Here is a 21359-nt window from a genome sequence, read left to right as displayed (position 1 = left end):
CGGTCCTACAGCTTGGTCATCTTGGAGTACGGGCTCAGGATCCGCCGTTCCGCCGAGCCGAAATCCACGACCGCGGCGATCCCCTCCTCGACACCGGTGACCCGGCCGAGGCCGTACATGTCGTGCGTGACCTGGTCGCCCACGGCGAACTGCTTGGGAGGCAGCGCGACCGGGGCCTTGAAGGGGCTGGTGGGCAGATGGCGTTTGGGCGCAGCAGATTTAGTCATTGCCCCCAGTATGCGCCCATCACGGGCCCAGGGAGTCGGAGATGCCCGGGGAGATCGGCGGATCACGACCCCGCCGGGGCCCCTCTCCTCCGGGGGCCGCCGACCGCCCGGGCCTCTGACCTGCGCCGGGACGGCTGCGCGGATCAGCGCGCCCAGTCGTGTCGGAGATGCCTCGCAGAGTGCTTTCCGTCGTCTACGTGACGTCCGTGATCGGGTGAGGGAGTCCGCGCACCGAAGAGTGCTCCTACTGCGTCGCGTCGCAGCTCTCGCAGCGGCTCACGGCCACCCGCTCGGTGTTGCCCCGGGTGGCGCGGAGCGGGCTGGAGGGAGCGAGACGACGCCATGCTCCGGGTGAGGGGGTGAGCACCCAGCCGTAGCGGGGCGGCCGGATGTCGGCCGGGACGATGTGCGTGCAGCCCGGAAGGTGGGCCTTGCCGCTGGCGTGGACGATGATCGAGGCCGCCGGCCAGCCGTCCCATTCGCCGGTGGTGGGCGCGCTGCCGTGAGGTGCACGCGGAGAGCAGTCGGCGCAGTTGTGCATTTCATGGCGTTCGCAGTACCGCATCACCCTCACCCCGTCAGGTCTCGAGCTGTCGCTCGGTGGACGGTCCGCGGATACCGGAAGCCGCCCCCTTGGGGAAGTCAATCAATAATGATTGCCGTCTGCCATGTCGCATGGATTGTCATACTGTCCGACTAGCCTTCGGCGTATGGGACTTGGCGACATCAGGTACGAGGACGTCATCGCGGCGACCGAAGAGTTCCGCCGCCTGGGCCGGGACAACTTCCTCCGGACGTACGGCTTCAAGCGAGCCAGGTCGTACGAGATGGTCCTGGACGGTCTTCGCTACGACTCGAAGGCCATCGTCGGTGTCGCCCACGGGCATGCCACAGGCGACTTCCTGAGCGCGGGGGACTTCAGCGGCGGTGCGGCCACGGTGGCACGATGCCTGCACGAACTCGGCTTCGTGGTGGAGACCGGGGAGACGTCCCTCGACCGTTCCGCCCTGCTGGAGCGCCTCCGGAAACTCAAGGTCTCCCGCGGCCCCGGGAACCCGGCCCCCAGCCGACACCAGCCGTTGAGCCTCCTGTGGGCGATGTCCCGCGAAGCCGACGAGCGGCCCCGCATGACCCCGTGGCCACAGTTCCGGGACGAAGTCGGCCCGCTCCTGGTCGAGTTCGGCCTCCCCAACGCGAAGGCCACTCCGGAGTATCCGTTCTGGCACCTCCGGGGCAGCGGACTGTGGGAGGTCCAGGGCATACCGGCCGAGCCGGCCAAGGAGATGCCGAAGACGAGCATCCTCGACGCGCACCACCCGCAGGCCGGCTTCAAGGAAGAGGCCGCTGCTCTCCTCCGGGACCCGGTGACCCGCCTCGACGCCATCACCACGATCTGCGAGACGTATCTCCAGGACGTCGACCGCCAGGCCCTCTTCGAACGCATAGGCCTGGACGGATACACCACGGCCGGCAGCCTGCCGAACCCGTCGGAGGACGAGAGCAGCGGCGCCGACATGGACGACGAGCACGGGCGGACGATCGGCCCCGCACCGCGCCGTGACGCGACCCGCTCCGTCATCGTCCGCGACGAAGCCCTGGCCAGGAAGGTCAAGGAACTCGAGGGCGACCGGTGCCAGATCTGCGACACGGCGCTCCGCTACCTGAACCGCCCGTACAGCCAGGCCGCGCACATCAGAGGCCTGGGCAGGCCCCACCACGGCCCCGACGAACTGCAGAACCTCCTGTGCCTGTGCGCCAACTGCCACGTCCTCTTCGACGGCTTGGAGATCTACGTCGACCCCGACGGCCTGGTCAGGGGCACGAGAGACGGCAGGGAACCCCGCCCTCTCCGCCGTGACCCCGGACATCCGATGGACGAGGCGCACATCGCCTATCACCGCGATCTGTGCCACCTCAATGCGCGCAAGCCTGCCGTCGGCTGACTTGCCCCAGGGCCGGGATCGGGCAGCCGACCGAGGTCGCCGAACGCACGAAAACCGTGTCACTTGGTGACGGCGCGCTACGGGCCCTACAGCAGATGATCGGCCTTACCGGCCTTGATGTCGCTGATGAGAGTGCGCAGGGCCTCGATGGAGTCGGCGAGAGGGCTCTCCTCCTGACCGGCAACAGCTATGTACCCGTTGCCGTCGGCATCGGTACCGAGCCGGAAGCAGGAGCTGCCCTCGCCGCAGAACGGGGCTTCCCAGGTGATGACAGCCATGTGGCCACTCCTCATAGTTGGTGAGCGATCTCGCGGATGAAGTCGCGGGACCGCTCCGGGGACAGCGCCAGACTTTCCAACAAGTCGAGTTGGGCGCGGTATTTCGCGAGTTGGCCGTCGCTGTGGAGGAAGTCCGGTCCATGAGAGTTGTCGATCTGCACGGTGTCGAGCTGCCGCACAGGCCCCTCGGCGTAGACGACCGTCTGTCCCGCTCCCGGGAAGGCGCCGTGGTCGAAGGGAAGCACGAGCACGGTGACGTTGTCCCACTCGGAGACTTCCAGCAGGTACTTCAACTGCCCCCGGGCAACGTCCCGTCCCCCGAACTGCATCCGAAGCGCCGCTTCGTGGATCACGGCCACGTACGGAACCGGATCGTCGCGGGTGATCACACTCTGGCGCTCCGAACGGTGGGCCAGACGGAGAGCGACCTCATGCTCGGGAAGTTGCGGGACGACGGCGCGGAAGATGGCCATGGCGTGCTCCGACGTCTGGAGCAGCCCCGGCACGTGCACGGTGTTCGCGCCCCGCAGACGTACCGCACAGGCCTCGGTTTCGGAGATGTCCAGTAAGCCCTGGGGCAAGCTGCCCCGGTAGCGTTCCCACCATCCTGCCCGGCTCGGCTCAGCCATCTCGACGAGGGCATCGACGTATGTCTCGTCGGTGCAGTCGCAGTTGCAGGCCAGCGTGCGCAGCCGTTCGGCGCTGATGCCGCGCAGTCCGGACTCCATGTTGGAAATCCGGCTCCGGTCGACGCCGAGAAGCCCTGCGGCGTACTCCGCGGACATGCCGGCTGTGGTGCGCATCCTGCGCAATTCACTACCCAGACGCTTCTGACGTTGAGTGAGGATCGTCCTCGGAGGCATGACGTTCCTTCCGTACGGTGCGGTGTCCGCATCAGTCCTATAAGCACAAGTTCACCGCATCGAGGCCATTATTTCGGACCACATGGCAAATGTGGCCCCTCCTGTTCTACTGTCAGTATCGCGCAAGTTACACAACGCGATGCCGGAAGTGCACCGCGCGAGCATGCCCGCCTGCCCTGGGGCGGGTGCGCCCGCGACCAGGGCGGTAGGCCACCGGCGACCTCAAACCCCTTGTATCGCAATGGAGTTCGCCATGCCCGAGATCCCCCTGGTACCCGTCCACTGGCACTTCCCCGCCCACCCCGCCTCCGTACGGAGGGCCCGTCGCGCCGTCGCCGAATCGCTGCCGCACGTCCTTCGCCCGCACCTGGGCGACGACCTGGGCCTGCTGACCTCCGAGCTGGTCACTAACGCCATCCGCCACGGGACCTGCCGGGAGGACGAGGACCTCATCGAACTCGTCCTGTGGCCGGCTGACGGACACTACTGGCTCGCCGTCTCCGACCCCGGCACCGGCAAGCCCGTACTGGCCCACCCGGACACGGACGCCGAGAACGGCCGGGGCCTGCTCCTCGTCGACCACTTCGCCACCGCCTGGACCGTCCGCCCTCGCCCCACGCGCGGAACATCCGTGATCGCGGGCCTCTCTTTCCGCCAGGGTGGTTGACTCGGCGGAGAGGCCAGCCGGGCCGGTCGGACAGCACAGCTCTGCCCATGCTGTCCGACCGGCTGGCCAACTCGGCGAAACCAGAGTCGCCGAGCGCGACCGCCGACCAGGCCGGCCACCGCGCGTGTGCTACGCACCCACCTGGAGTGGACATCGCCTCGGCCTTGCCTTCCGGACTCTGCGGAACTGAGGGCGGAAACCTCGACACAAGACGACGGAACTAAGAGCAGCCACGCGACAAGCCCCCCTTCACTGACCGGCCGGCCAGCCGTCCTACCTGAGGCAATGCCCAAGATTCCATCCACACCCGGCCCGCCAGCCCCGGCATAGGGCTGTTTCAGACGGCACACGCCTCCACATACGCGAAGACCCCGGCCTCAGCGTTTCCGCTGGTGACGGGGTCTTTGGGCACCTCATGCAGGGTGCCCCCGGCAGGATTCGAACCTGCGCACACGGCTCCGGAGGGGGCTTCCTCGCCCGGGGTTCTGGCTGGTCAGGGGACCATGTAGCGCCGTTCAGGCGGTTAACGGTCCACAGATAGTCCACGCTGCGAGGCTGGGGTGAGGAGCGTGATGGCGGCCGCTTGCTGGGACCACAGGCGAGGACGTCCGATCGGTAGCGGTCGGCGAACGAGGAGCCGAGCAGTTTCTGGGAATGGGCGGCGAGTGATGTAGCGGTACGCCAAAATCTGACGTCATGGACGAGGATCAGCCGCAGGCAGAGTACTTGGAAGAACGATACAGTTCGGAACTGCTTCAGGAGTTTCACGGGCTGCGCTCCAGCTCTAATGCTCATCAGCGAGGACACAAACTGGAAGAGCTGTTGGAGCGTGCTTTCAGGAAAGCCCACTACCGAGTGGTTCACAACGCGAGGATTGCCAAGCCGAGGCAGACCGATTTTGCTGTGACTTCGCGCAGCGACCGCTACCTCGTGGAAGCCAAGTGGGAGAAGGAACCCATCGACGTCAGCGTGGTCGGAGGGATCCGGGACAGGATGAGTCGCACCGACGCGTCGGTGGTAGGTGTGCTGATGACCGTCTCCGACATCAATAGTGAGGCCGCTCAAGATATCGTTGTGCGACGGGATCGCGGCTTGGTGTTGGTTTTCAATGAGCCTGACATCCTCAAGGTGCTCAAGGATCCGCACGAGTTGGAGCGGCTGCTCCGGCAAAAGCAAGATGAGCTTGTCATTCACGGACGTCTGGACCGTGGTACCCGCCCTGGCGACAAGGAAGTAAAGCGTCTCAGACGCCGAAAGGAATTGCCTGCGTCACACTTCAAGCTCATCGATAAAGTCCATAAGCCGCTACCCTGGTTCGCTGGGCTGGGTGGCTTTTCCTCGACTGTTTTTGCTCTCGGCCTCCCGGACGTCGACTGGGTGTCGGGATCAGGCAGCGGCGTGTCCCTTGACATGCCAGTGGCTGCATGGAACCAGATGGAGCTCTTTGACCTGCTGCACGAACTTAGTGACACAGGCTGGATGACCTCGCAGGCCCACTGGAGCATCAAGCAGCATGGCCGGAACTGGCATGGGACAGGGCCAATGGCCTTCGTGCAGGTCCTAAAGGATTGGAAGCGACGGACCGAGGGTCTAAGGGATCCTCATCACAGCGAGGAGTTCGCCTACCTCGATACTTGTGATGGGGGTTTCTACACGATCTCCGGGAGCTTATCGGTCGGCAATGAGCGCCAACTCCTTCGTTGCAACGTCTCATTTCAACTAAACGGTATTCCGCTCGATACCAGCCCTCTGCAACACCTGTACGCACGTTTCGAAGTTCCCCGCCGAGGTCACTTCCGCCCGCTCGTCGAACGGTCGGTGACCAGAGTAAGGCTTGATAGGCGAGTACCACTGGACGTGGTGGGGTACGTTACCGAACCAGAGAGATACGGCCGCGACAATCAAGATTGGGTAGTGGGCATTGCAGTCGGCAACCCATTTATCAACGACGCCACTGACGCGCCAGAGGGTTGGCCGAGCCAGCTATGTGAAAGCGGGATTCTGGTGTGTGACCTCCGGTCACACCACTCACTGAATGAGGCCAATAAATCCTATGAGTTGGTGTCCTTCGAACATGCTTGGACTTCCGATGCTCAGGCACTTCGCTTGTGCGCTGATTGGTAGCCTCTTGCCGGTGGTGTCCACCGAAGAAATTGGAACGCAAGCAGAGGTTGTAAATAAAGGACGCAGGGGGAGACATGGCTGGTCGGCGAGGTCCTGAGGTAACTGGTCGCATCAAACGGCTACTGTGGCGCCTAGCACTTGGCATGTGCCAAATGTGTCGGCAAGAGTTGGATCCCGGAGTTCAGGGGCCAAACCCAACCGTCCAGATCGCCCATATAGTTGCCCTCAGTGATCGCGGGCCGCGCGCTGAGCCGGAAATGCCCTTCGATCAGCGGAACGCGGCTGAAAATTTGCTGCAACTATGCCCAAATTGCCATGACCTTATCGACAAGGATGAAACAAAGTTTGATATCGATACCTTGCGTCAGATCAAGGCATCCCAAGAGACCTGGGCTGCTGGAATGAGGCAAGCGGGGAAGAGTTGGCAGGCACGCTTCCGCACCGTCGACTACGTTAACCTTTCGAGGATTCCCTTGCTGCCTGGTGGACATGCCATTTATGACGCAGCCACGCGAGTTGGTCTCGACGGCCACCAAGGTTTCCATTCTCAAGGTATGCGAGTTGGTGTGTTCCTGGCTCAGGTTCAAGCACTTTTCGAGAGCTGGCACGCCAAAGCCTGGCCTATCGGAGAGCTTGGTGAGGATGGTTTCAAGCGGGAGACTCTCGTCTCTTTCAATCATCCGATGCGAGGCCGAAACACGCCAACACTTCCGCCGCAGCCGCTCACTGGAATTCCAAACCGGGATCCGTACCTTCACTGTAAGCGCGATGGTCGAACCTTCCGGATTCGATTTGATCCTGCATGGCTAACGACTGCTACAGCGACGTCAGATCTGTACCTGTCTCGACATAGTCCAGTCACATACGCAGGACTCGGCAGGGTCGTTCAGGTAGCTGAAGAGGAAGTCTGGATTTCAGCTCTCCTCTTCGGCCAGCCCAAAACCCGGGTTGATGAAGAGTGGGACATCGCTGTAGCGAACCATTCGAGCATTAGAGAAGAACTCACATGGTACGGCGACCAAGACATGCCCTTTTGAATCTGCTCGACCGCGTCACTCGGCTAGAACAAGCGAACGGTGTTCCCGGATGCGGAGAGGATCCGCTGTCGTGGGGTTGACTGCGCCGCTGTGGTCCGTCATTCGCCTCTGTCGAGCGCCCTCGGATGGCCCAGGGACGGCCCAGCTCTGGCGCACCCGGCTGACGGCCGACGCTTCGCTATGCCTTGTCTGAACCTCAGCCGACGACAGTCAGCCACGACGGCGGGCGTGCCGACCGGCCACGCACGCGTATGTCTCGCTGGACCCCCTATGGCCTCAGCCACGTTTTCGGGGCCGTCGACCAGAACAAGCTGCGCCGGCCGACCCGTGACGACGGTGCCTGAGCCCTCAGCTTAGGAAGCCCAAGTGACCGATAGGCCGGTGCTTGGCTGACCTACACGAGAATGGCGTCGGCGCCTGTTCGTTCGCCGCGCCGATTCCTGGCATCCCCCACGCGATCTGACATGGTTCTGGTACGACCTCTCCGTCCGACCGTCCGACCGTCCGACCGTCCGACGTCCGGCGATGAGGGGACGGGGTCGTACTTGCTCGAGCGCTGGGGGCCAGGCACCTTGCGTGCGAGGGTGGCCACGAGTGATCATCTGTTTCCGGACACCTAGGTTAGGGGCGTGTTGTGGGGGGATCGGAGTATGGCTGGCTTACCGAGGCCGTATCGGATTTCGGGAAGGCCTGCAAGGACAGGCTGAGTGGCCCCGGCGGTCCCGAGGCAGTGATACGCCGCCCCATTGAGGACCTCCTCTATACTGCTGGTCGTCGCTACGGACTGAAAAAGGTCCTATGGCATGACGAGACCCGCCTTGACGAGCTCGGTGTACGCCCTGACTACGCGGTACAGGTTGACGGGGCGATCATCGGCTACATCGAGGTGAAGAAGCCTGGGCTGAACATCGACCCTGAGTCCTTCACCGGGCAGAACAAGCGCCAGTGGGAGAGGCTGCGTGATCTGCCGAACCTTCTCTACACCAACGGGACCACCTGGCGGCTTTTCCGCGGGGGCAAGGAAGCACGGGAGCCAGTCCACTTTGAGGGCTCCCTCAAGAGCGCTGGCGGCAAGCTGTCTGTGCCGACGCCCGCCAACCTGGACAGTCTGCTGCGCACTTTCCTTGGTTGGGAGCCGGAGCCCATCCGGTCCGTGTCAACTCTCGTTCAGCGGATCGCGCCGTTGTGCCGACTGCTGCGCGCCGCGGTCCTGGAACAGCTTGCCGCCGAAAAGAAGGCCATGGCGGCCGGCGCTAGCCCGAGCAAGCTGCCGTTCATTGGTCTGGCCCGGGACTGGCGCAAGCTGCTGTTCCCCACCGCGGACGACGCCACCTTCGCCGACGGATACGCGCAGGCCGTCACGTTCGCGCTCCTGCTCGCCCGTACCGAGGACATCTCTCTGACCGGTACCTCGCTCCATGAGATCGGCAAGAAGCTCCATGCCGGGCACTCCCTGATGGGCAAGGCCCTCCAACTGTTCACCGACAACGTCGACGACCGATTCGAGGTGACCCTCGACCTTCTCGTCCGAGTTGTGGCCTCCGTTGAATGGGAGCCGATCCGCAAAGACCGCCAGGATGCCTACCTGCACTTGTACGAGTCCTTCCTGGAGGTCTACGACGACGAGCTGCGGCAGAGGAGCGGTTCCTACTACACGCCCCGCGAAGTCGTGGAGGAGATGGTCAGGCTTACGGACGATGTGTTGCGTACCCGGCTGGGCAAGGCGGAGGGGTTCGCCGACCAGACCGTCTTCACCGTCGATCCGGCTATGGGGACGGGCACGTACCTACACGCAATCATCGAGCGCGTGGCCCAACGGGCTGCCGAGCGGTACGGTCCGGGCATGGTTCCCCAGGCCATCAGCGACCTTGCGGCCCGCCTCGTCGGCTTCGAATTGCAGATGGGACCTTCCGCGGTCGCTGAACTGCGTACATCGGACCTGCTGAAGAAGTACGGAGCGTCGCTGCCGGAGGGCGGGACGAATCTCTATGTGACAGACACGCTGGATAACCCGTACGTCAAGGAAGAGGCGATCGCCTCCACTTACGGGGCAATCTCGGAGTCCCGGGACCGTGCTAATAAGGTCAAGGCCCACGTGCCCGTCAATGCCGTCATCGGGAACCCGCCCTACGGTGGCAAGGCCGAAGGCCGGGGTGGCTGGGTGGAACATGGTGCAGAAGGAAAAGGTAAGCCGCTGCTGGACGACTTCCGCTTCGCAGGAAACGGCCGCCACGAGCACCTTTTGAAAAACCTCTACATCTACTTCTGGCGCTGGGCCGCGTGGAAGGTCTTTGACGCGCATCCCGAAGACCAGCATGGAGTGGTCTGCTTCATCACCCCTAATGCCGTCTTCAACGGGCCCGGAGGGCGGGGCATGCGCGCGTACCTGCGCGACACCTGCGATGAAGGCTGGGTCATAAACGTCTCCCCAGAAGGCCACCGGCCGGATGTGCCTACCCGCATCTTCCCTGGTGTCGCCCAGCCCTTGGCGATCTGCATCTTCCTGCGTCGTGCGGACGCCGACCATAGCCAGCCAGCCATCATCCATTACCGTGAGGTGCATGGCCGCCGAGCCGAAAAGTACCAGCAGCTCAAAGACATCCGACTGGACGATGGTGCCTGGCAGGTGGCTCGTACGGATAGTGATGCACCCTTTACCCCAGCTCAGTTGAACTGGGATGCGTACCCGCGGCTCAGCGATCTTTTCCCCTGGGAGAGCCTCGGTGTTACAACAAATCGGGGCTGGGTGCAGTCGCCCGGGCGGCAGATCCTCGAGCAACGTTGGAAAGCGTTGATCAACGAGGATGACGTCGAGCGAAAAGCGAAACTGTTCAAGGAGACCAACGACCGGACCCTGGGCAAGAAGCTCGACGGTCTGCCCGGCCGCAGCGCATACAACGTGCCGATCGGTCAGGAGACAGCTCAGCAGCCTGACCTCCTACGCATCAGTTTGCGCAGTTTTGACCGACAGTGGCTGATCGCGGACCGACGAGTAATGGACCGGCCTCGCCCCGACTTGTGGGAGGCGCTGCAACCCGGGCAGGTCTTCCTGAATCAGCAGTCCGCCCGCCCCATTGAGTCAGGCCCAGCCGTCGTCGCCACCGCCCTCCTTCAGGACACAAACCATTTCAATGGACGTGCCGGCCGAGTGCTGCCGATGCTGCACCCGGACGGCACCGGCAATGTGCCTACAGGGCTGCTCACCACCTTGACCTCCCGACTGGGAATTGCGGATGTGACCGTCCAGGATCTCGCCGCGTACGTCATGGCTGTGGCTGGCCACTCAGGGTTTACGCAGCGATTCAAGGAGGAACTCCTCACCCCTGGAGTGCGGGTCCCGCTGACCAGTGATTCCGCTCTGTGGGAGGAAGCAGTACGGCTTGGCGAAGAGGTTTTGTGGACCTCCACCTACGGCGAAGCCTTCACTGACCGAGAAGTCGGACGTAAGCCTGGCGATATCGCCTATGCACTTGGCGACCCGCGGCAGATCCGATACCTAACTCCCATCGGTAGCGAAGTCCCACATGAAATGCGCTACGAGGCTGCTACGCAGGTCCTCCACCTTGGCGCCGGATCCTTTGGACCGGTACCTGAGGAGGTATGGAACTACGACGTAGGTGGAATGGGCATTATCAAGAAGTGGTTCGGCTATCGTAAAGCACGCCCGGACAGTAAGAGGTCCAGCCCACTGGACGACATTCACGTTGAGCAATGGCCGAGCGAGTGGAGCGCCGAACTCATCGAGCTGCTCACGGTGCTGCGACGCCTAGTCGAGCTGGCTCCCGCCCAAGGGTCCCTGCTGGAGCGGATCCTTGCCACGCCGCTGATCACTGAGGAAGCTCTCAAAGCTGAAGGGGTTCTCCCGGTCGCCGATAAGGCCCGCAAACCGCGCCTTTCGGTCACCTTCGAGATCTTCGAAACGGCGGACGGCGCTGATTATTAGCATCATCGCTCCTCGGGGGTCTGTACCGCCCTTGTGTGACGGGGACCAGCCCGGCGGCTGGGGCCAGGTGGCTGGTCTCAGTGAAGGCGGAGCCGACCGCCCAAGCTGCGACGTATCCCTTCATTGGTATCAGGCGGCTGACTGCTATATGCGTGGCACGGGTGCCGGCCGGGCTGGAGCGGGGCGGAGACACGAGCGCAGGCCCGGCCGGGGGCCGTGCCGCGCGCGGGGAGCGGAGCGAGCCGCCTTGAACCAGTAGAGAAAGTTTGAATCATGCTGGAGCTGGCAGGTGGTGTAGAACCCTGGGCATGGGGAGTGAACGGCAGGAGCGGATGGGGGCGCTTGGTGCGCGTCTGCGCGTGCTTCGTACCGAGGCTGGTCTGACGGGTGCTGTGCTGGCGCAGCGCGCTGGTGTGGGGCAGCCGACCGTGTCCAAGGTCGAGACCGGGCGCATGGTTCCGAGCCTCGATGTGCTCAACCGGCTCTCCGGTGCCCTCGGTCTCGACGAGTCGACCGCTGGTGAGGTGCGTGGCCTCCTGGCCGCCGTGGTTGCTGCCGCGGATTCTGACCAACTGGCAGGCGGGGCAACTCCTGTCGGTACGACCGTTGACGAAGAGGTTCGCTCCGCTCGGCTGGTGCGGTCGTTCCAGTGTGTGGTCCTGCCGGCCATGCTCCAGAGCGCGGAGTACGCCCGGCACGTCTTCGCCGGTGTGCCGAACTCGACTGCTGAGGCGGTCGGCCGTGCTGTCGCTGCCCGTGTGGAGCGACAGAGCGTGCTGTACGAGCCGGGGCGGGAGTCGGTGTTCGTGCTGACGGAAGCCGTGTTGCGGACCTGGCCCGGCACTCCGGCGTTGATGCTCGCCCAGCTCGACCGGCTGCTGGCTGTCGAGAGTCTGAGCACCGTCCGGCTCGGGGTGGTGCCGTGGCGCCGGCCGGTGCCGGTGCTGCCTCGGCACGGGTTCACGTTGTGCGACCAACGGGCGGTCGTGGTCGAGACGTTCGCCGGTGAGAGGGTGTCGGTCGACTCCGCGGAGTTGGCGGCGTATGAGGAGACGTTCGGCCAGTTCGAGCGGGCTGCCGTCTTCGGTGGTGAGGTGCGGAAGCTGCTGTTGCGGGTGATGGAGGAGTTCCGGGACTTGGGAGACACCATCACTCCTTAGAGGAATAATTCCTCCAGATGCCTGGCTTGCTGGTCGGGCCTGGGAATACTCTGCCGCTGTGCTGTCTAGACCCCTAGACGGGGATGAGGAGTTTCCCATGCGGTCAAAGTGGTGCCGTGCCTTCCCCGGCCTGGCCGAAGAGGTGGCCAACGCCCGTCACTTCGTCGCCGCCCTGCTCGACGAGCGGGGTCCGGTCGAAGATGCCGTCCTGATCGTGAGTGAGCTCGCGACCAATGCCGTGCGGCACTCGCTGAGTGGTTCGGCCGGCGGTTGGTTCCTCGTGGTCGTCAGTCTCGGTGATGACCTGGTGCGCATCGAGGTGGTCGACCAGGGAGGCCCCCGCGTACCGCACCTGTGCGACGTGACCGGCCAGGAAGAGGGCGGGCGCGGCCTGGTGCTGATCGCGGGCTGTGCCAAGGACTGGGGTGTGAGGAACTGGCCCGACGGGCGCTCGGTGTGGGCCGAACTTGCGCGGGAGGGGGCGTGACCGTGTCCCGCTCGACGGTGGTTGGCGTCTGCCTGGTGGGCGGTGGCGGGTGAGTCCTCGGGGTGTGCCTCGTCGGCGGTCCCGGTTCTTCGTGATCGGCGTTCGAACGGGTCGGCGTCTCCCGCCCATATCGTCTAGGGCCCTAGACTTCTGGTTACTGCTAGGAGGTGAGGTCATGTCGGACGAGCTGCAACGGATCATGGCAATCGATGATCCGTACCTGCTCCTGCGCGAGGTCACGACCCGGTTGGCCGACGCACAGCAAGAGGTGACCGAATTGGCCCGCCTCCGCCGTCGCGTGGTGCAGGACCTGCACGCGCAAGGGCTGTCTTACGCGCAGATCGCGGCAAAGGCCGGCCTGAGCCGCGGGCGGATTCACCAGATCCGGCACACCGGACCGGCGCCGGAAGGTGCTTTCCTCGGTCGGGGTGCGGTCACCGTCGCCACTCCGCTGCGGCGCGACGACGAACGCGGGCGGACGGTCGTTGCCGTGGACGACGTCAGTTCCGGCAAGCGGCTGGAGGACCTGGCGCGCTCGTACGGGCTCGACGTCACCTCGGAACATGTGCCGGTGAGCGGTGAGATCGACCTCAACCGCGACGGCCTGGTCGTCGTCTGCGGTCCGCGCATGTCTCAGGAGATGTGGGACACCTACGCGCAGGACCCCGTCCTGAGCTGGGAGCGCGCGGAAGACGGTCCCTGGACGGTGGTGGACCGGCGGACCGGCACCGTGTACCGGTCGGGACAGGACAGTGATCCGGTCCGGCCGTACGACGTCGGATACCTCGGCCGGCTGTCGCGTCCGGACGGCAAAGGTTCGCTGCTGGCCATCGCCGGTATCCACACGCAAGGTTCCCTCGGCGTCGTGCAGCTCCTCGCCAACGACCTCAACACGCTGTGGGGACAGGTGGGCGATCACCGGTTCTCCACCCTGGTGGGTGTCGAGTACGACCCCGAGACCAGCGAACCGCAGTCCGTCGAACTGCTCTGCCCCCTGTACCGGCACGACGAGGAGACGTCGGCGTGAGGGTCGCCCTCGCCACGCTGCCCGCCGACCCCGAGCGTGAGAACGAGGACTTCGCCGCCGCCGCTCCCGGCGCGGCCGTACTCCTCGACGGTGCCGGCGTCGGCGGAGTGAAAACCGGATGCACGCACGGCGTCGCCTGGTTCTCCGGAACGCTCGGCGGTCTGCTGCTGCGCAGCATCACCATGCACCCCGCCCGGCCGCTGGCCGAGTGCTTGGCCGACTCGATCCGTCTCGTCCGGTCCCTGCACGAGGACAGTTGCGACCTGGCCTATCGGGCCAGTCCGACCAGTACGGTCGTCGCCGCCCGGATCGGTGGGGGAGTTCTGGAATACCTCGTCCTCGGTGACTCCTCCCTCCTCCTCGCCGACGGGGACGGGGGGACGACCGTCGTCACCGACCGTCGTCTGGACGACGTCGGCAAACGGCTGCGCGGGCCGGTTGACGCGCTGCCCACCGGCTCACCCGAACACACCGCCGCACTCGCCGACTATCGCGACGCCCTGACAGGACTTCGCAACCGGCCCGGCGGCTTCTGGATCGCCGGCCCCGACCCGCAGGCGGCCGAACATGCCCTGACCGGGACGGTGCCGCTCGACTCGCTGGCATCCGTGACGCTGCTGAGCGACGGCGCGACACGCCTCGTCGACCGCTTCGAACTCGCCGACTGGCAAGAGGCGTCTGCCCTCCTCGACTCATCCGGCCCGGACGAGCTGATCCGCCGTGTGCGGGAAGCTGAAGCCGGCGACCCCGACGGTCGGCGCTGGCCGCGCGGCAAGGCACGGGACGACGCGACCGTCCTTCATTGGGTCCTGTCGTAGAGCGTCCGCACGGGCTCTGAGACCCGCTCGTATACCCCCCTAGACAGTTGATGGGCCGTCGGCTACCTTGGTCGTCAACCCCCCTAGACAGTTGGGGCGGGCTCCTCCCTGTGCTGTCTAGGGGGGTATCCAGACTGAACGGTGCCGAGCAATGAGGGCGCCGACAACCCAGTGAGGTTCAGAAAATGCGTGTGATCCCCGTGGACACCTCGGCCGCGACGCTCCTCGTCACCAAGCTGCCCGAGGTCAAGGTGAAGGACCGGCAGACCGGAGAGGTCGCCGTGGACCCGGTCACCAACCAGCGGCTCATGGTCCTGGAGCTGGTGTTCATCGCGGCCGGCGGCTCCGACATGATCAAGGTCACCATCCCCGAACAGGGCATCGGTGACGGCCTGGTCATGGGTGCTCCGGTCATCCTGCCCGGTCTCGTGGCCCGGCCCTGGGAGAGCGAGTTCGGCGGCCGTGCCCGGCACGGCATCGCCTACCGGGCCGACGCCGTCATGGTCAACGCCCCGGCTCCGGCACAGGGTTGACCGCCATGGCTGACACCGTCCGGGTTCTGCTCCCCCTCCTGCTGCTCTTGGTCGCGCTGCTGGTGGTGCGGCGCCGTATGCCGCTGGTGTTCTGGTGGCTGGTCGGATATCCGGTCGTCGCACTGCGGGTGCTCGCCTCGTACCGGGCGACGATGGACGCCTGCGGTCTGACGGTCCCGGCCTCGGCCGTCCGTCGGGCCACCGCCCGGATGATCGGGCGGCAGGCGGCCCCAGTACCGCCTCGGCACTCGTTCCCGCGGCCGACCGCATCCGGGCTCGTGATGCGGCTGCGCATGGCGGCCGGGCAGGCACCCGAGGACTTCGCTGCCTCGGCCGACCGGCTGCGGCACGCCTGGGGCGCCCACGCCGTGCACGTACGCCCCACAAAGCCGGGACGGCTGGAGCTGCGGCTGGTCGGATGGGACGTGCTCGCCGAAGTGCGGCCCACCCGTCGCCGGTTCGCGGCCGGTCCGCTGTGCCTGCCGCTGGCCCTGCGGGAGGACGGCGAGTGGCACGTCCGAGACTTCCGTACCGTGCCGCACGAACTGATCCTCGGCGCCACACAGTCCGGCAAATCCGTCTACCTGCGCAACCTGCTGTGCGGCCTGGCCCGGCAACCGGTCGTCCTCGTCGGCATCGACTGCAAATGGGGCGTCGAACTCGCCCCGTTCGCACCCCGGTTGTCGGCGCTGGCCGACAACCCGGAGCGGGCGAACGAACTCCTCGACGTGTTGCTGGAGGAGATGGAGGCGCGGTTCCGGCTCATCGGGCTCCGTAGCGGGGCCGGTCCGGACGCCGTCCTCACCTCGGACGTGTGGGGGCTGCCGGAAGCGGTGCGGCCGGTGCCGGTCGTGGTCGTCGTCGACGAGGTCGCCGAACTCTTCCTCGCCGCGGGCAAGGACGACGAGAAACGGAGGGATGCCATGGTCACCAAGCTCATCCGCCTCGCCCAGCTCGGCCGCGCGGCAGGCATCTACCTGGAGGTGTGCGGACAGCGCTTCGGCTCCGAACTCGGCAAGGGCGCCACCATGCTGCGCGCCCAACTGACCGGCCGCATCTGCCACCGCGTCAACGACGAGTCCTCGGCGAACATGGCACTGGCCGACATCTCCCCCGAGGCGGCCCTGGCCGCTACCTCGATCCCGGCCGAACGGCCCGGCATCGCCATCGTCGGTGATTCCTCCGGCGGTTGGTCCCGCGTCCGCTCGCCCCACCTGACCCTCGACGACGCTGCGGCCGTCTGCCGTGACACTGCTGCCCTGGTGCCGGAGCTGCCCCGGCTCGACGCCTTCCGGCCCGCCCTCGCCGCCGAACCGGCCGGGCCCTCCTCCTCGGCCGCTGCTATGCCCACCGCTCGCCCGGCGACCGAGTAGCCGCCCCCTTCTCTCCACGGCCGGCGTGACCGCATCGCGCCACGTCCCTACCCCTCCCATGCCTGAAACCGGAAGGACGTCCTATGTCCCGCCCCACCATCGCCGAGGTCAGCGCGCTCATCGCCGACCTGGCCGCGCTCCGCCGGGACCGCTCCTGCGCCGAGTACGCCGCGCTCATGGACCGCAAGGCGGAACTGCTGGAGCGCATCGCCGTGCACACGCCCGGCGACGCCGACGCCGCCGAGGTGGCCCGCCTCGCCCGTGAGCGTGCCGACGCCCTCAAGTCCGCCAACTGATCGCACGGAAGGGAACCCGAGCTGATGCGCGCCCACCTGGTCCGCTTGGACGCCGTGATCGTCCAGGCCGTCATCGCGGGTGCCCTGTCCTTCTCCCACCTGCACGACCTTGCCTCGGCGGCCGGACAGGGCGGCTGGAAGGCGTGGGCCTACCCCATCAGCGTGGACCTGCTGCTGGTCGCCGCCTGGCGCCGGATGCGTCAATCACAGCGAGCGGGGCAGGCGTCCGGGGGCCCGCGGCTGTGGTTCTTGGTGGCCCTGGCCGCCTCTCTCGGCGCCAACGTCGCCACCGCCGGGCTTCTCGACCTGGACCACGTTCCCGCCTCGCTCCGCGTCGTGGTCGCGGGCTGGCCCGCCGTCGCCTTCTTCGGCGGCACGCTCCTCGCCCACACCGCGCACGGCCCGGAAGTGCCGGCGGATACGGCCGCCTTGGCCCCGGACGCGGAAGCGGACACGGAGCCGCACCCGGCCCCGGTCGTCATCGACACGCCTGACCGGGACGCGCTTCCGGCGTCGTCCCCTGACCCCGAGCCGACTGCCGCCGAACCGGTGGCCACCCCGGCCCCGGCTCCCGTTCCCGCCGTCGCTCTGCCGCCCGCCCTCGTCGACCGTATCCGGGCCCTGGCCGACGAGCACCGCTCGACCACCGGCCGCCCCGCCGACCCCGACGCCGTACGTGCCCGGCTCGGCCTGCCCTCATCCATGACCGCGTCCGTCGCTGCTCACCTCTGAGAGGAGCACCCATGCACCGCCGCTTCCGCAACGTCCGCCGCATCGGCCCCGTGAACGTCGCCTCCTACCTCGACCGAGGCAAGAACCGTCACCTGGCCGCCTGCACCGCTCCCCGCTGCGACTTCTCCGCCGAGTACGACTCCCGTGCCGCCGCCGAACTCGCCGCCCGTACCCACCGCTGCTCGGCCTGACAGGAGATCACGTATGGACGTCCCGCTCTGGCTCGCCCTGCTCTGCATCGGGGTCCTGGGCATCAAGCTCATCCGCCCGCCCTGGTGGCTCATCGCGGCCCTTCTCCTCGGCGGCTATCTCCTTGCCGACAGCCTGCTGGCCCCCGTCATCAACTCCCTCATCAAGTAACCCGCGGAAGGAGATCCGCCCATGTTCCGGCCAAAGATCCCGACCATGCCCCAGCCCATCGGTCTGGCCACCCCGCCCGTCGTCGTCGAGCCGACCACCATCACCCTGGCCACGCAGACCCTGCCGCCGGCCTCCGTCGCCCCGGCGCCGTCCCGCCCGGCCGTTCAGCTCACGCCCGGTACCGCGCTCGCCCTCGTCGGCGGCGGCACCGCCGTAATCCTGGTCGTCGGCGCCGTCCTGGTCTCCATGCTCCTGGCCGTCGCCGTCACCGCCGCCTCGGTCGCCGTCTGCGCCGTCGTCGTCCGCTCCCTCCTCACCCGCCGCTGACTCCTCGGCTCTCCACCGCCTTCCCTGCCCACACTGTCTAGGCCCCTCGACAGGTGGGCGGGAAGGCCGGGTGCTCGTCCCGAATTTCCACCCCCCGCAAGGAGGAATCCGCACATGCACGCCCCGGCTCCGTTCGGAGCCATCCGCCACCTGGCGGCCCTCGCCCGGCACGGCAACATCAGCGAATACGCCCGGCAGATCCAGCGCCTGGGCGGCTGCGAACGGCCCGTACGGATGGAAGGTCACCGCCTCGACGTCCACGCCTCCACGGGAGAAATCGTCCGGGAGGTCATCGACTCCGATCTGCCCGCCGGACAGCTCCTCATCCGCTGCAACAACCGCCGGGCCACCCGGTGCGCGGCCTGCGCCGAGGTGTACCGCAAGGACACGTTCCACCTCGTCACGGCAGGGCTGAGCGGCGGCAAGGGCATCGGCCCGGCCGTCGCCCAACACCCCCGCGTCTTCACCACCTTCACCGCCCCCTCCTTCGGCCCCGTCCACAACCGTCCCGGCGGCGGCCGGTGCCGCTGCGGCCGCGCCCACCCGGACGACGACTCCGCCCTGGGCACACCCCTCGACCCGGACCGCTACGACTACCGCGCGGCCGTCCTCTGGAACGCGCACGCCGGCGCCCTCTGGGCCCGGTTCACCACCTACCTCCGCCAACAACTCGCCTCCCGCGCGGGTATCAGCCGTTCGGCGCTGCGTGACTGCCTCAAGGTCTCGTACGCCAAGGTCGCCGAGTACCAGCGGCGCGGCGCCGTCCACTTCCACGCCGTGATCCGCCTCGACGGCCCGGACGGCGCCGAGGACACCCCGCCGGCCTGGGCCACGACCGAACTCCTCACCGACGCGATCCGCTCGGCCGCCCGCCTCGCCGAGACCCCGGGCCCCGTCCTCGACGGCCACGCGTACGCCTTCCGCTTCGGTGAACAGCTCGACATCCGCCCCATCCGCTCCGCCGACTTCGCGGGCACCTCGGAGCTCTCCAGCCGCGCCGTGGCCGCCTACATCGCCAAGTACGCCACCAAGGGCGCCGAAACCGCCGGCACCCTCGACCGTCCCATCCGGAACCCCATCACCGACCTGGTCGGTTCCGGCGTCACCGACCACGCCCGGCGCATGATCCTCACCTGCTGGCACCTCGGCGCTCTGCCCGAACTCGAAGACCTGCGTTTGCGCAGGTGGGCCCACATGTTGGGGTTCCGCGGCCACTTCTCCACCAAGTCCCGCGCCTACTCCGTCACCCTCGGCGCCCTCCGCCAGGAACGCGCCGACCACAACGAAGCGTTGGCCCGCGAACGTGCGGCCGAAGCGGGCCACCCGCTGCCCGACCCGGACACCGTCCTCGTCCTCTCCCACTGGCGTTTCGCCGGCACGGGGCTGACGGCCGCGGAACACCTCCTCACCCACGGCACCTCTGCTTCCGAGGGCCTAGCAGATGACGACATGGAAGGAGACTCGGCGTGGACCGCCGACGAGACGAACTGATGACTGTCCCGCAGATCCTCGCCGAGCTGGGCGGAGTGTCCCGCCGCACCTTCTACCGCTGGCGGGAACTGGGGCAGGCTCCGCAAGCGATCAAACTTCCAAACGGTGAGCTCCGCGTCTGGCGGAGTGACTTTACCTCTTGGCTCCACGGGCTCGGGGAGGCGGCGTGAAGTCGCACGACGTGCGGGTATGGGGTATCCGTAAGCGGCCGTACAAGACACCGTCGTACGACGTGCGGTGGAAGGTAGGGGAGGCCCCGCCATTCTCCGAGACCTTCCGAACGAAGGCACTCGCGGACAACTTCCGCGCGAAGCTGCTCCGGGCTACCCAAAAGGGTGAGGCATTCGACACGGAAACCGGTCTGCCGGACTCCATGGCACCGGTCAGAGAGTCGCTGACCTGGTACGACTTCGCACGCGCATATGTCGCCATGAAATGGCCGCACGCGGCCCCGAACTCTCGTGACAGCCTGAACGAGACGATGACGCTGGTCACGACTCAGCTCTTGGGGGACCGACCCGGTCGTCCGGCCGACGATGTCTTGCGGCGCGCTCTACGTGGCTGGGCCTTCGTCGTCCAGGCCCCGGGCGAGGAAACACCGCCGGTGGACATCGCGAACGCCCTTCGCTGGGTGGGCAAAGCATCGCTGCCGCTGGTGACACTCAAGAATCCGGCGGATATCCGCCGCGTTCTCGACTCGCTCAAGCTCACGCTTTCCGGAACCCTGGCGGCTGCTGAGACGGTGCGGCGCAAGCGGGCAGTCCTCTTCAATGCCCTGGGCTATGCGGTCGAACTGGGGGAGCTCCCAGAGAACCCAGTCACGCTCGTGAAGTGGAAGCTACCCAAGGTGACCAAGGAGGTGGACCGGCGGGTCGTCGTGAACCCGCGGCAGGCGGGCGAACTGCTTGCTGCTGTCTCGTACGTGGGCGGATACCGCCGGGCCCGCGGTCGTCGCCTCGTGGCGCTCTTCGCTTGCATGTACTTCGGTGGGCTGCGGCCGGCGGAAGCTGTGGCCCTGCGCCGTTCGGACTGCACGCTGCCGGACAGGGGGTGGGGCTCGTTGATTCTTGAGAAGAGCCGCCCGACCGTGGGTAAGCGTTGGACCGGAACGGGGGAGGTCCATGACAATCGCGGCCTCAAGAACCGGCCTGCGACCGAGACCCGCATTGTCCCCATTCCGCCCCGCCTGGTGCGCATCCTCCTGGCTCACATCGAGGAGTTCGGCACCGCCAAGGACGGTCGACTGTTCGCCAACGAACGTGGGGGAGTGGTTGCCTCGACGACGTACTGGCGTGTGTGGGACGAGGCGCGGCACCTGGCACTCACGCCGGAACAGGTGGCGTCACCGTTGGCCGCTCGCCCCTACGACCTGAGGCATGCCGCCCTCTCCTCGTGGCTCAACGCCGGGGTGGATCCGACCGAGGTCGCGGAGCGGGCAGGCAACAGCGTGGAGGTGCTCCTGAGCCGGTACGCCAAGTGCCTTGACGGGCGGCAGGACGTCGCCAACCGTCGGATTGCCGAACTCCTCGGCGAGGACGACGACCAGGAGAACGACCCCGGCAACAAGCCCTGATTCCGAGGCACCTCCGACACGCGCACCTGCGGCATGATGGCCCCTGGACTACAGTCCGGGGGCATCGGCGTTCTCTGGGGCTGACCTGCGGTTTCCTGCC

General features: G+C 66.6%; 23 protein-coding genes. 19 read left to right on the top strand and 4 right to left on the bottom strand.

Annotated features, from left to right (window positions below; all coding sequences use genetic code 11):
• Positions 1-5: 5 nt before the first annotated feature.
• Entirely contained in the window at positions 6-227 is a 222-nt protein-coding gene (locus tag ACFY3N_RS00530; protein ID WP_381223585.1) for a hypothetical protein, read from the bottom strand.
• A 244-nt stretch (positions 228-471) separates the two neighbouring features.
• Positions 472-792 carry a hypothetical protein gene (locus ACFY3N_RS00525; protein WP_390814448.1) on the bottom strand — a complete coding sequence of 107 codons (321 nt, stop codon included), beginning with the start codon at positions 790-792 and terminating at the stop codon, positions 472-474.
• Between the two features lie 145 nt (positions 793-937).
• Between ACFY3N_RS00525 and ACFY3N_RS00520 the strand changes: the two genes are divergently transcribed.
• Positions 938-2170 (top strand): HNH endonuclease, encoded by a 1233-nt coding sequence (locus ACFY3N_RS00520; protein WP_390814447.1) that lies wholly within the window; start codon positions 938-940, stop codon positions 2168-2170.
• An 86-nt stretch (positions 2171-2256) separates the two neighbouring features.
• Here the strand turns inward: ACFY3N_RS00520 and ACFY3N_RS00515 are convergent, their stop codons facing one another.
• On the bottom strand, positions 2257-2448 hold the full coding sequence (locus ACFY3N_RS00515; protein WP_390814446.1) for a hypothetical protein: 192 nt from the start codon (positions 2446-2448) through the stop codon (positions 2257-2259).
• 11 nt (positions 2449-2459) lie between these two features.
• Positions 2460-3311 (bottom strand): helix-turn-helix domain-containing protein, encoded by an 852-nt coding sequence (locus tag ACFY3N_RS00510; protein ID WP_390814445.1) that lies wholly within the window; start codon positions 3309-3311, stop codon positions 2460-2462.
• 253 nt (positions 3312-3564) lie between these two features.
• On the opposite strand from ACFY3N_RS00510, the gene ACFY3N_RS00505 reads away from it, so the two are divergent.
• The 18 genes from ACFY3N_RS00505 (at position 3565) to ACFY3N_RS00420 (ending at position 21259) form a co-directional block, all read left to right on the top strand.
• The gene (locus tag ACFY3N_RS00505) at positions 3565-3978 is read left to right on the top strand and encodes an ATP-binding protein (RefSeq protein ID WP_390814444.1); all 414 of its coding nucleotides are present in this window, start codon (positions 3565-3567) and stop codon (positions 3976-3978) included.
• 696 nt (positions 3979-4674) lie between these two features.
• Positions 4675-6102: a restriction endonuclease gene (locus tag ACFY3N_RS00500; RefSeq protein WP_390814443.1), complete on the top strand. Its 1428-nt coding sequence runs from the start codon at positions 4675-4677 to the stop codon at positions 6100-6102.
• Positions 6103-6176: 74 nt separating this feature from the next.
• Positions 6177-7139 carry an HNH endonuclease signature motif containing protein gene (locus tag ACFY3N_RS00495; protein ID WP_390814442.1) on the top strand — a complete coding sequence of 321 codons (963 nt, stop codon included), beginning with the start codon at positions 6177-6179 and terminating at the stop codon, positions 7137-7139.
• A 634-nt stretch (positions 7140-7773) separates the two neighbouring features.
• Positions 7774-11082, top strand: a complete 3309-nt coding sequence (locus ACFY3N_RS00490) for a type ISP restriction/modification enzyme (RefSeq protein ID WP_390814441.1) — start codon at positions 7774-7776, stop codon at positions 11080-11082.
• Between the two features lie 308 nt (positions 11083-11390).
• Entirely contained in the window at positions 11391-12242 is an 852-nt protein-coding gene (locus ACFY3N_RS00485) for a helix-turn-helix domain-containing protein (RefSeq protein ID WP_390814440.1), read from the top strand.
• A gap of 97 nt (positions 12243-12339) precedes the next feature.
• A complete protein-coding gene (locus ACFY3N_RS00480; RefSeq protein ID WP_390814439.1) occupies positions 12340-12729 on the top strand; it encodes an ATP-binding protein in 390 nt (129 codons plus the stop codon).
• A 175-nt stretch (positions 12730-12904) separates the two neighbouring features.
• On the top strand, positions 12905-13756 hold the full coding sequence (locus ACFY3N_RS00475) for a sigma-70 family RNA polymerase sigma factor (protein ID WP_390814438.1): 852 nt from the start codon (positions 12905-12907) through the stop codon (positions 13754-13756).
• Positions 13753-14574 (top strand): integrase, encoded by an 822-nt coding sequence (locus ACFY3N_RS00470; protein ID WP_390814437.1) that lies wholly within the window; start codon positions 13753-13755, stop codon positions 14572-14574. The genes ACFY3N_RS00475 and ACFY3N_RS00470 overlap by 4 nt, the downstream gene beginning before the upstream one ends.
• Positions 14575-14759: 185 nt before the next feature.
• Positions 14760-15107, top strand: coding sequence for a hypothetical protein (locus ACFY3N_RS00465; RefSeq protein ID WP_390814436.1), 348 nt, complete (start codon positions 14760-14762; stop codon positions 15105-15107).
• Positions 15108-15112: 5 nt separating this feature from the next.
• Complete coding sequence (locus tag ACFY3N_RS00460; protein WP_390814435.1) at positions 15113-16480, top strand: FtsK/SpoIIIE domain-containing protein; 1368 nt, start codon at positions 15113-15115, stop codon at positions 16478-16480.
• 83 nt (positions 16481-16563) lie between these two features.
• Positions 16564-16776: a hypothetical protein gene (locus ACFY3N_RS00455; protein ID WP_390814434.1), complete on the top strand. Its 213-nt coding sequence runs from the start codon at positions 16564-16566 to the stop codon at positions 16774-16776.
• 24 nt (positions 16777-16800) lie between these two features.
• Positions 16801-17508 (top strand): DUF2637 domain-containing protein, encoded by a 708-nt coding sequence (locus tag ACFY3N_RS00450; RefSeq protein ID WP_390814433.1) that lies wholly within the window; start codon positions 16801-16803, stop codon positions 17506-17508.
• A gap of 11 nt (positions 17509-17519) precedes the next feature.
• Positions 17520-17699, top strand: coding sequence for a mobile element transfer protein (locus tag ACFY3N_RS00445; RefSeq protein ID WP_073889547.1), 180 nt, complete (start codon positions 17520-17522; stop codon positions 17697-17699).
• Positions 17700-17712: 13 nt separating this feature from the next.
• A complete protein-coding gene (locus tag ACFY3N_RS00440; RefSeq protein WP_390814432.1) occupies positions 17713-17868 on the top strand; it encodes a hypothetical protein in 156 nt (51 codons plus the stop codon).
• Positions 17869-17889: 21 nt separating this feature from the next.
• Positions 17890-18195 (top strand): SpdD-like protein, encoded by a 306-nt coding sequence (locus tag ACFY3N_RS00435; protein ID WP_390814431.1) that lies wholly within the window; start codon positions 17890-17892, stop codon positions 18193-18195.
• Between the two features lie 114 nt (positions 18196-18309).
• Positions 18310-19686 carry a replication initiator gene (locus ACFY3N_RS00430; RefSeq protein ID WP_390814430.1) on the top strand — a complete coding sequence of 459 codons (1377 nt, stop codon included), beginning with the start codon at positions 18310-18312 and terminating at the stop codon, positions 19684-19686.
• Positions 19686-19856 carry a helix-turn-helix transcriptional regulator gene (locus ACFY3N_RS00425; protein ID WP_390815012.1) on the top strand — a complete coding sequence of 57 codons (171 nt, stop codon included), beginning with the start codon at positions 19686-19688 and terminating at the stop codon, positions 19854-19856. The genes ACFY3N_RS00430 and ACFY3N_RS00425 overlap by 1 nt, the downstream gene beginning before the upstream one ends.
• Positions 19853-21259, top strand: a complete 1407-nt coding sequence (locus tag ACFY3N_RS00420; RefSeq protein ID WP_390814429.1) for a tyrosine-type recombinase/integrase — start codon at positions 19853-19855, stop codon at positions 21257-21259. The genes ACFY3N_RS00425 and ACFY3N_RS00420 overlap by 4 nt, the downstream gene beginning before the upstream one ends.
• The last annotated feature ends 100 nt before the right edge of the window (positions 21260-21359 follow it).

This window comes from Streptomyces sp. NPDC000348, from assembly GCF_042898795.1.
GTDB lineage: Bacteria > Actinomycetota > Actinomycetes > Streptomycetales > Streptomycetaceae > Streptomyces.
The sequence above is the reverse complement of the archived record's forward strand: the minus strand, read 5'-3'. Positions and strand labels throughout refer to the sequence as shown.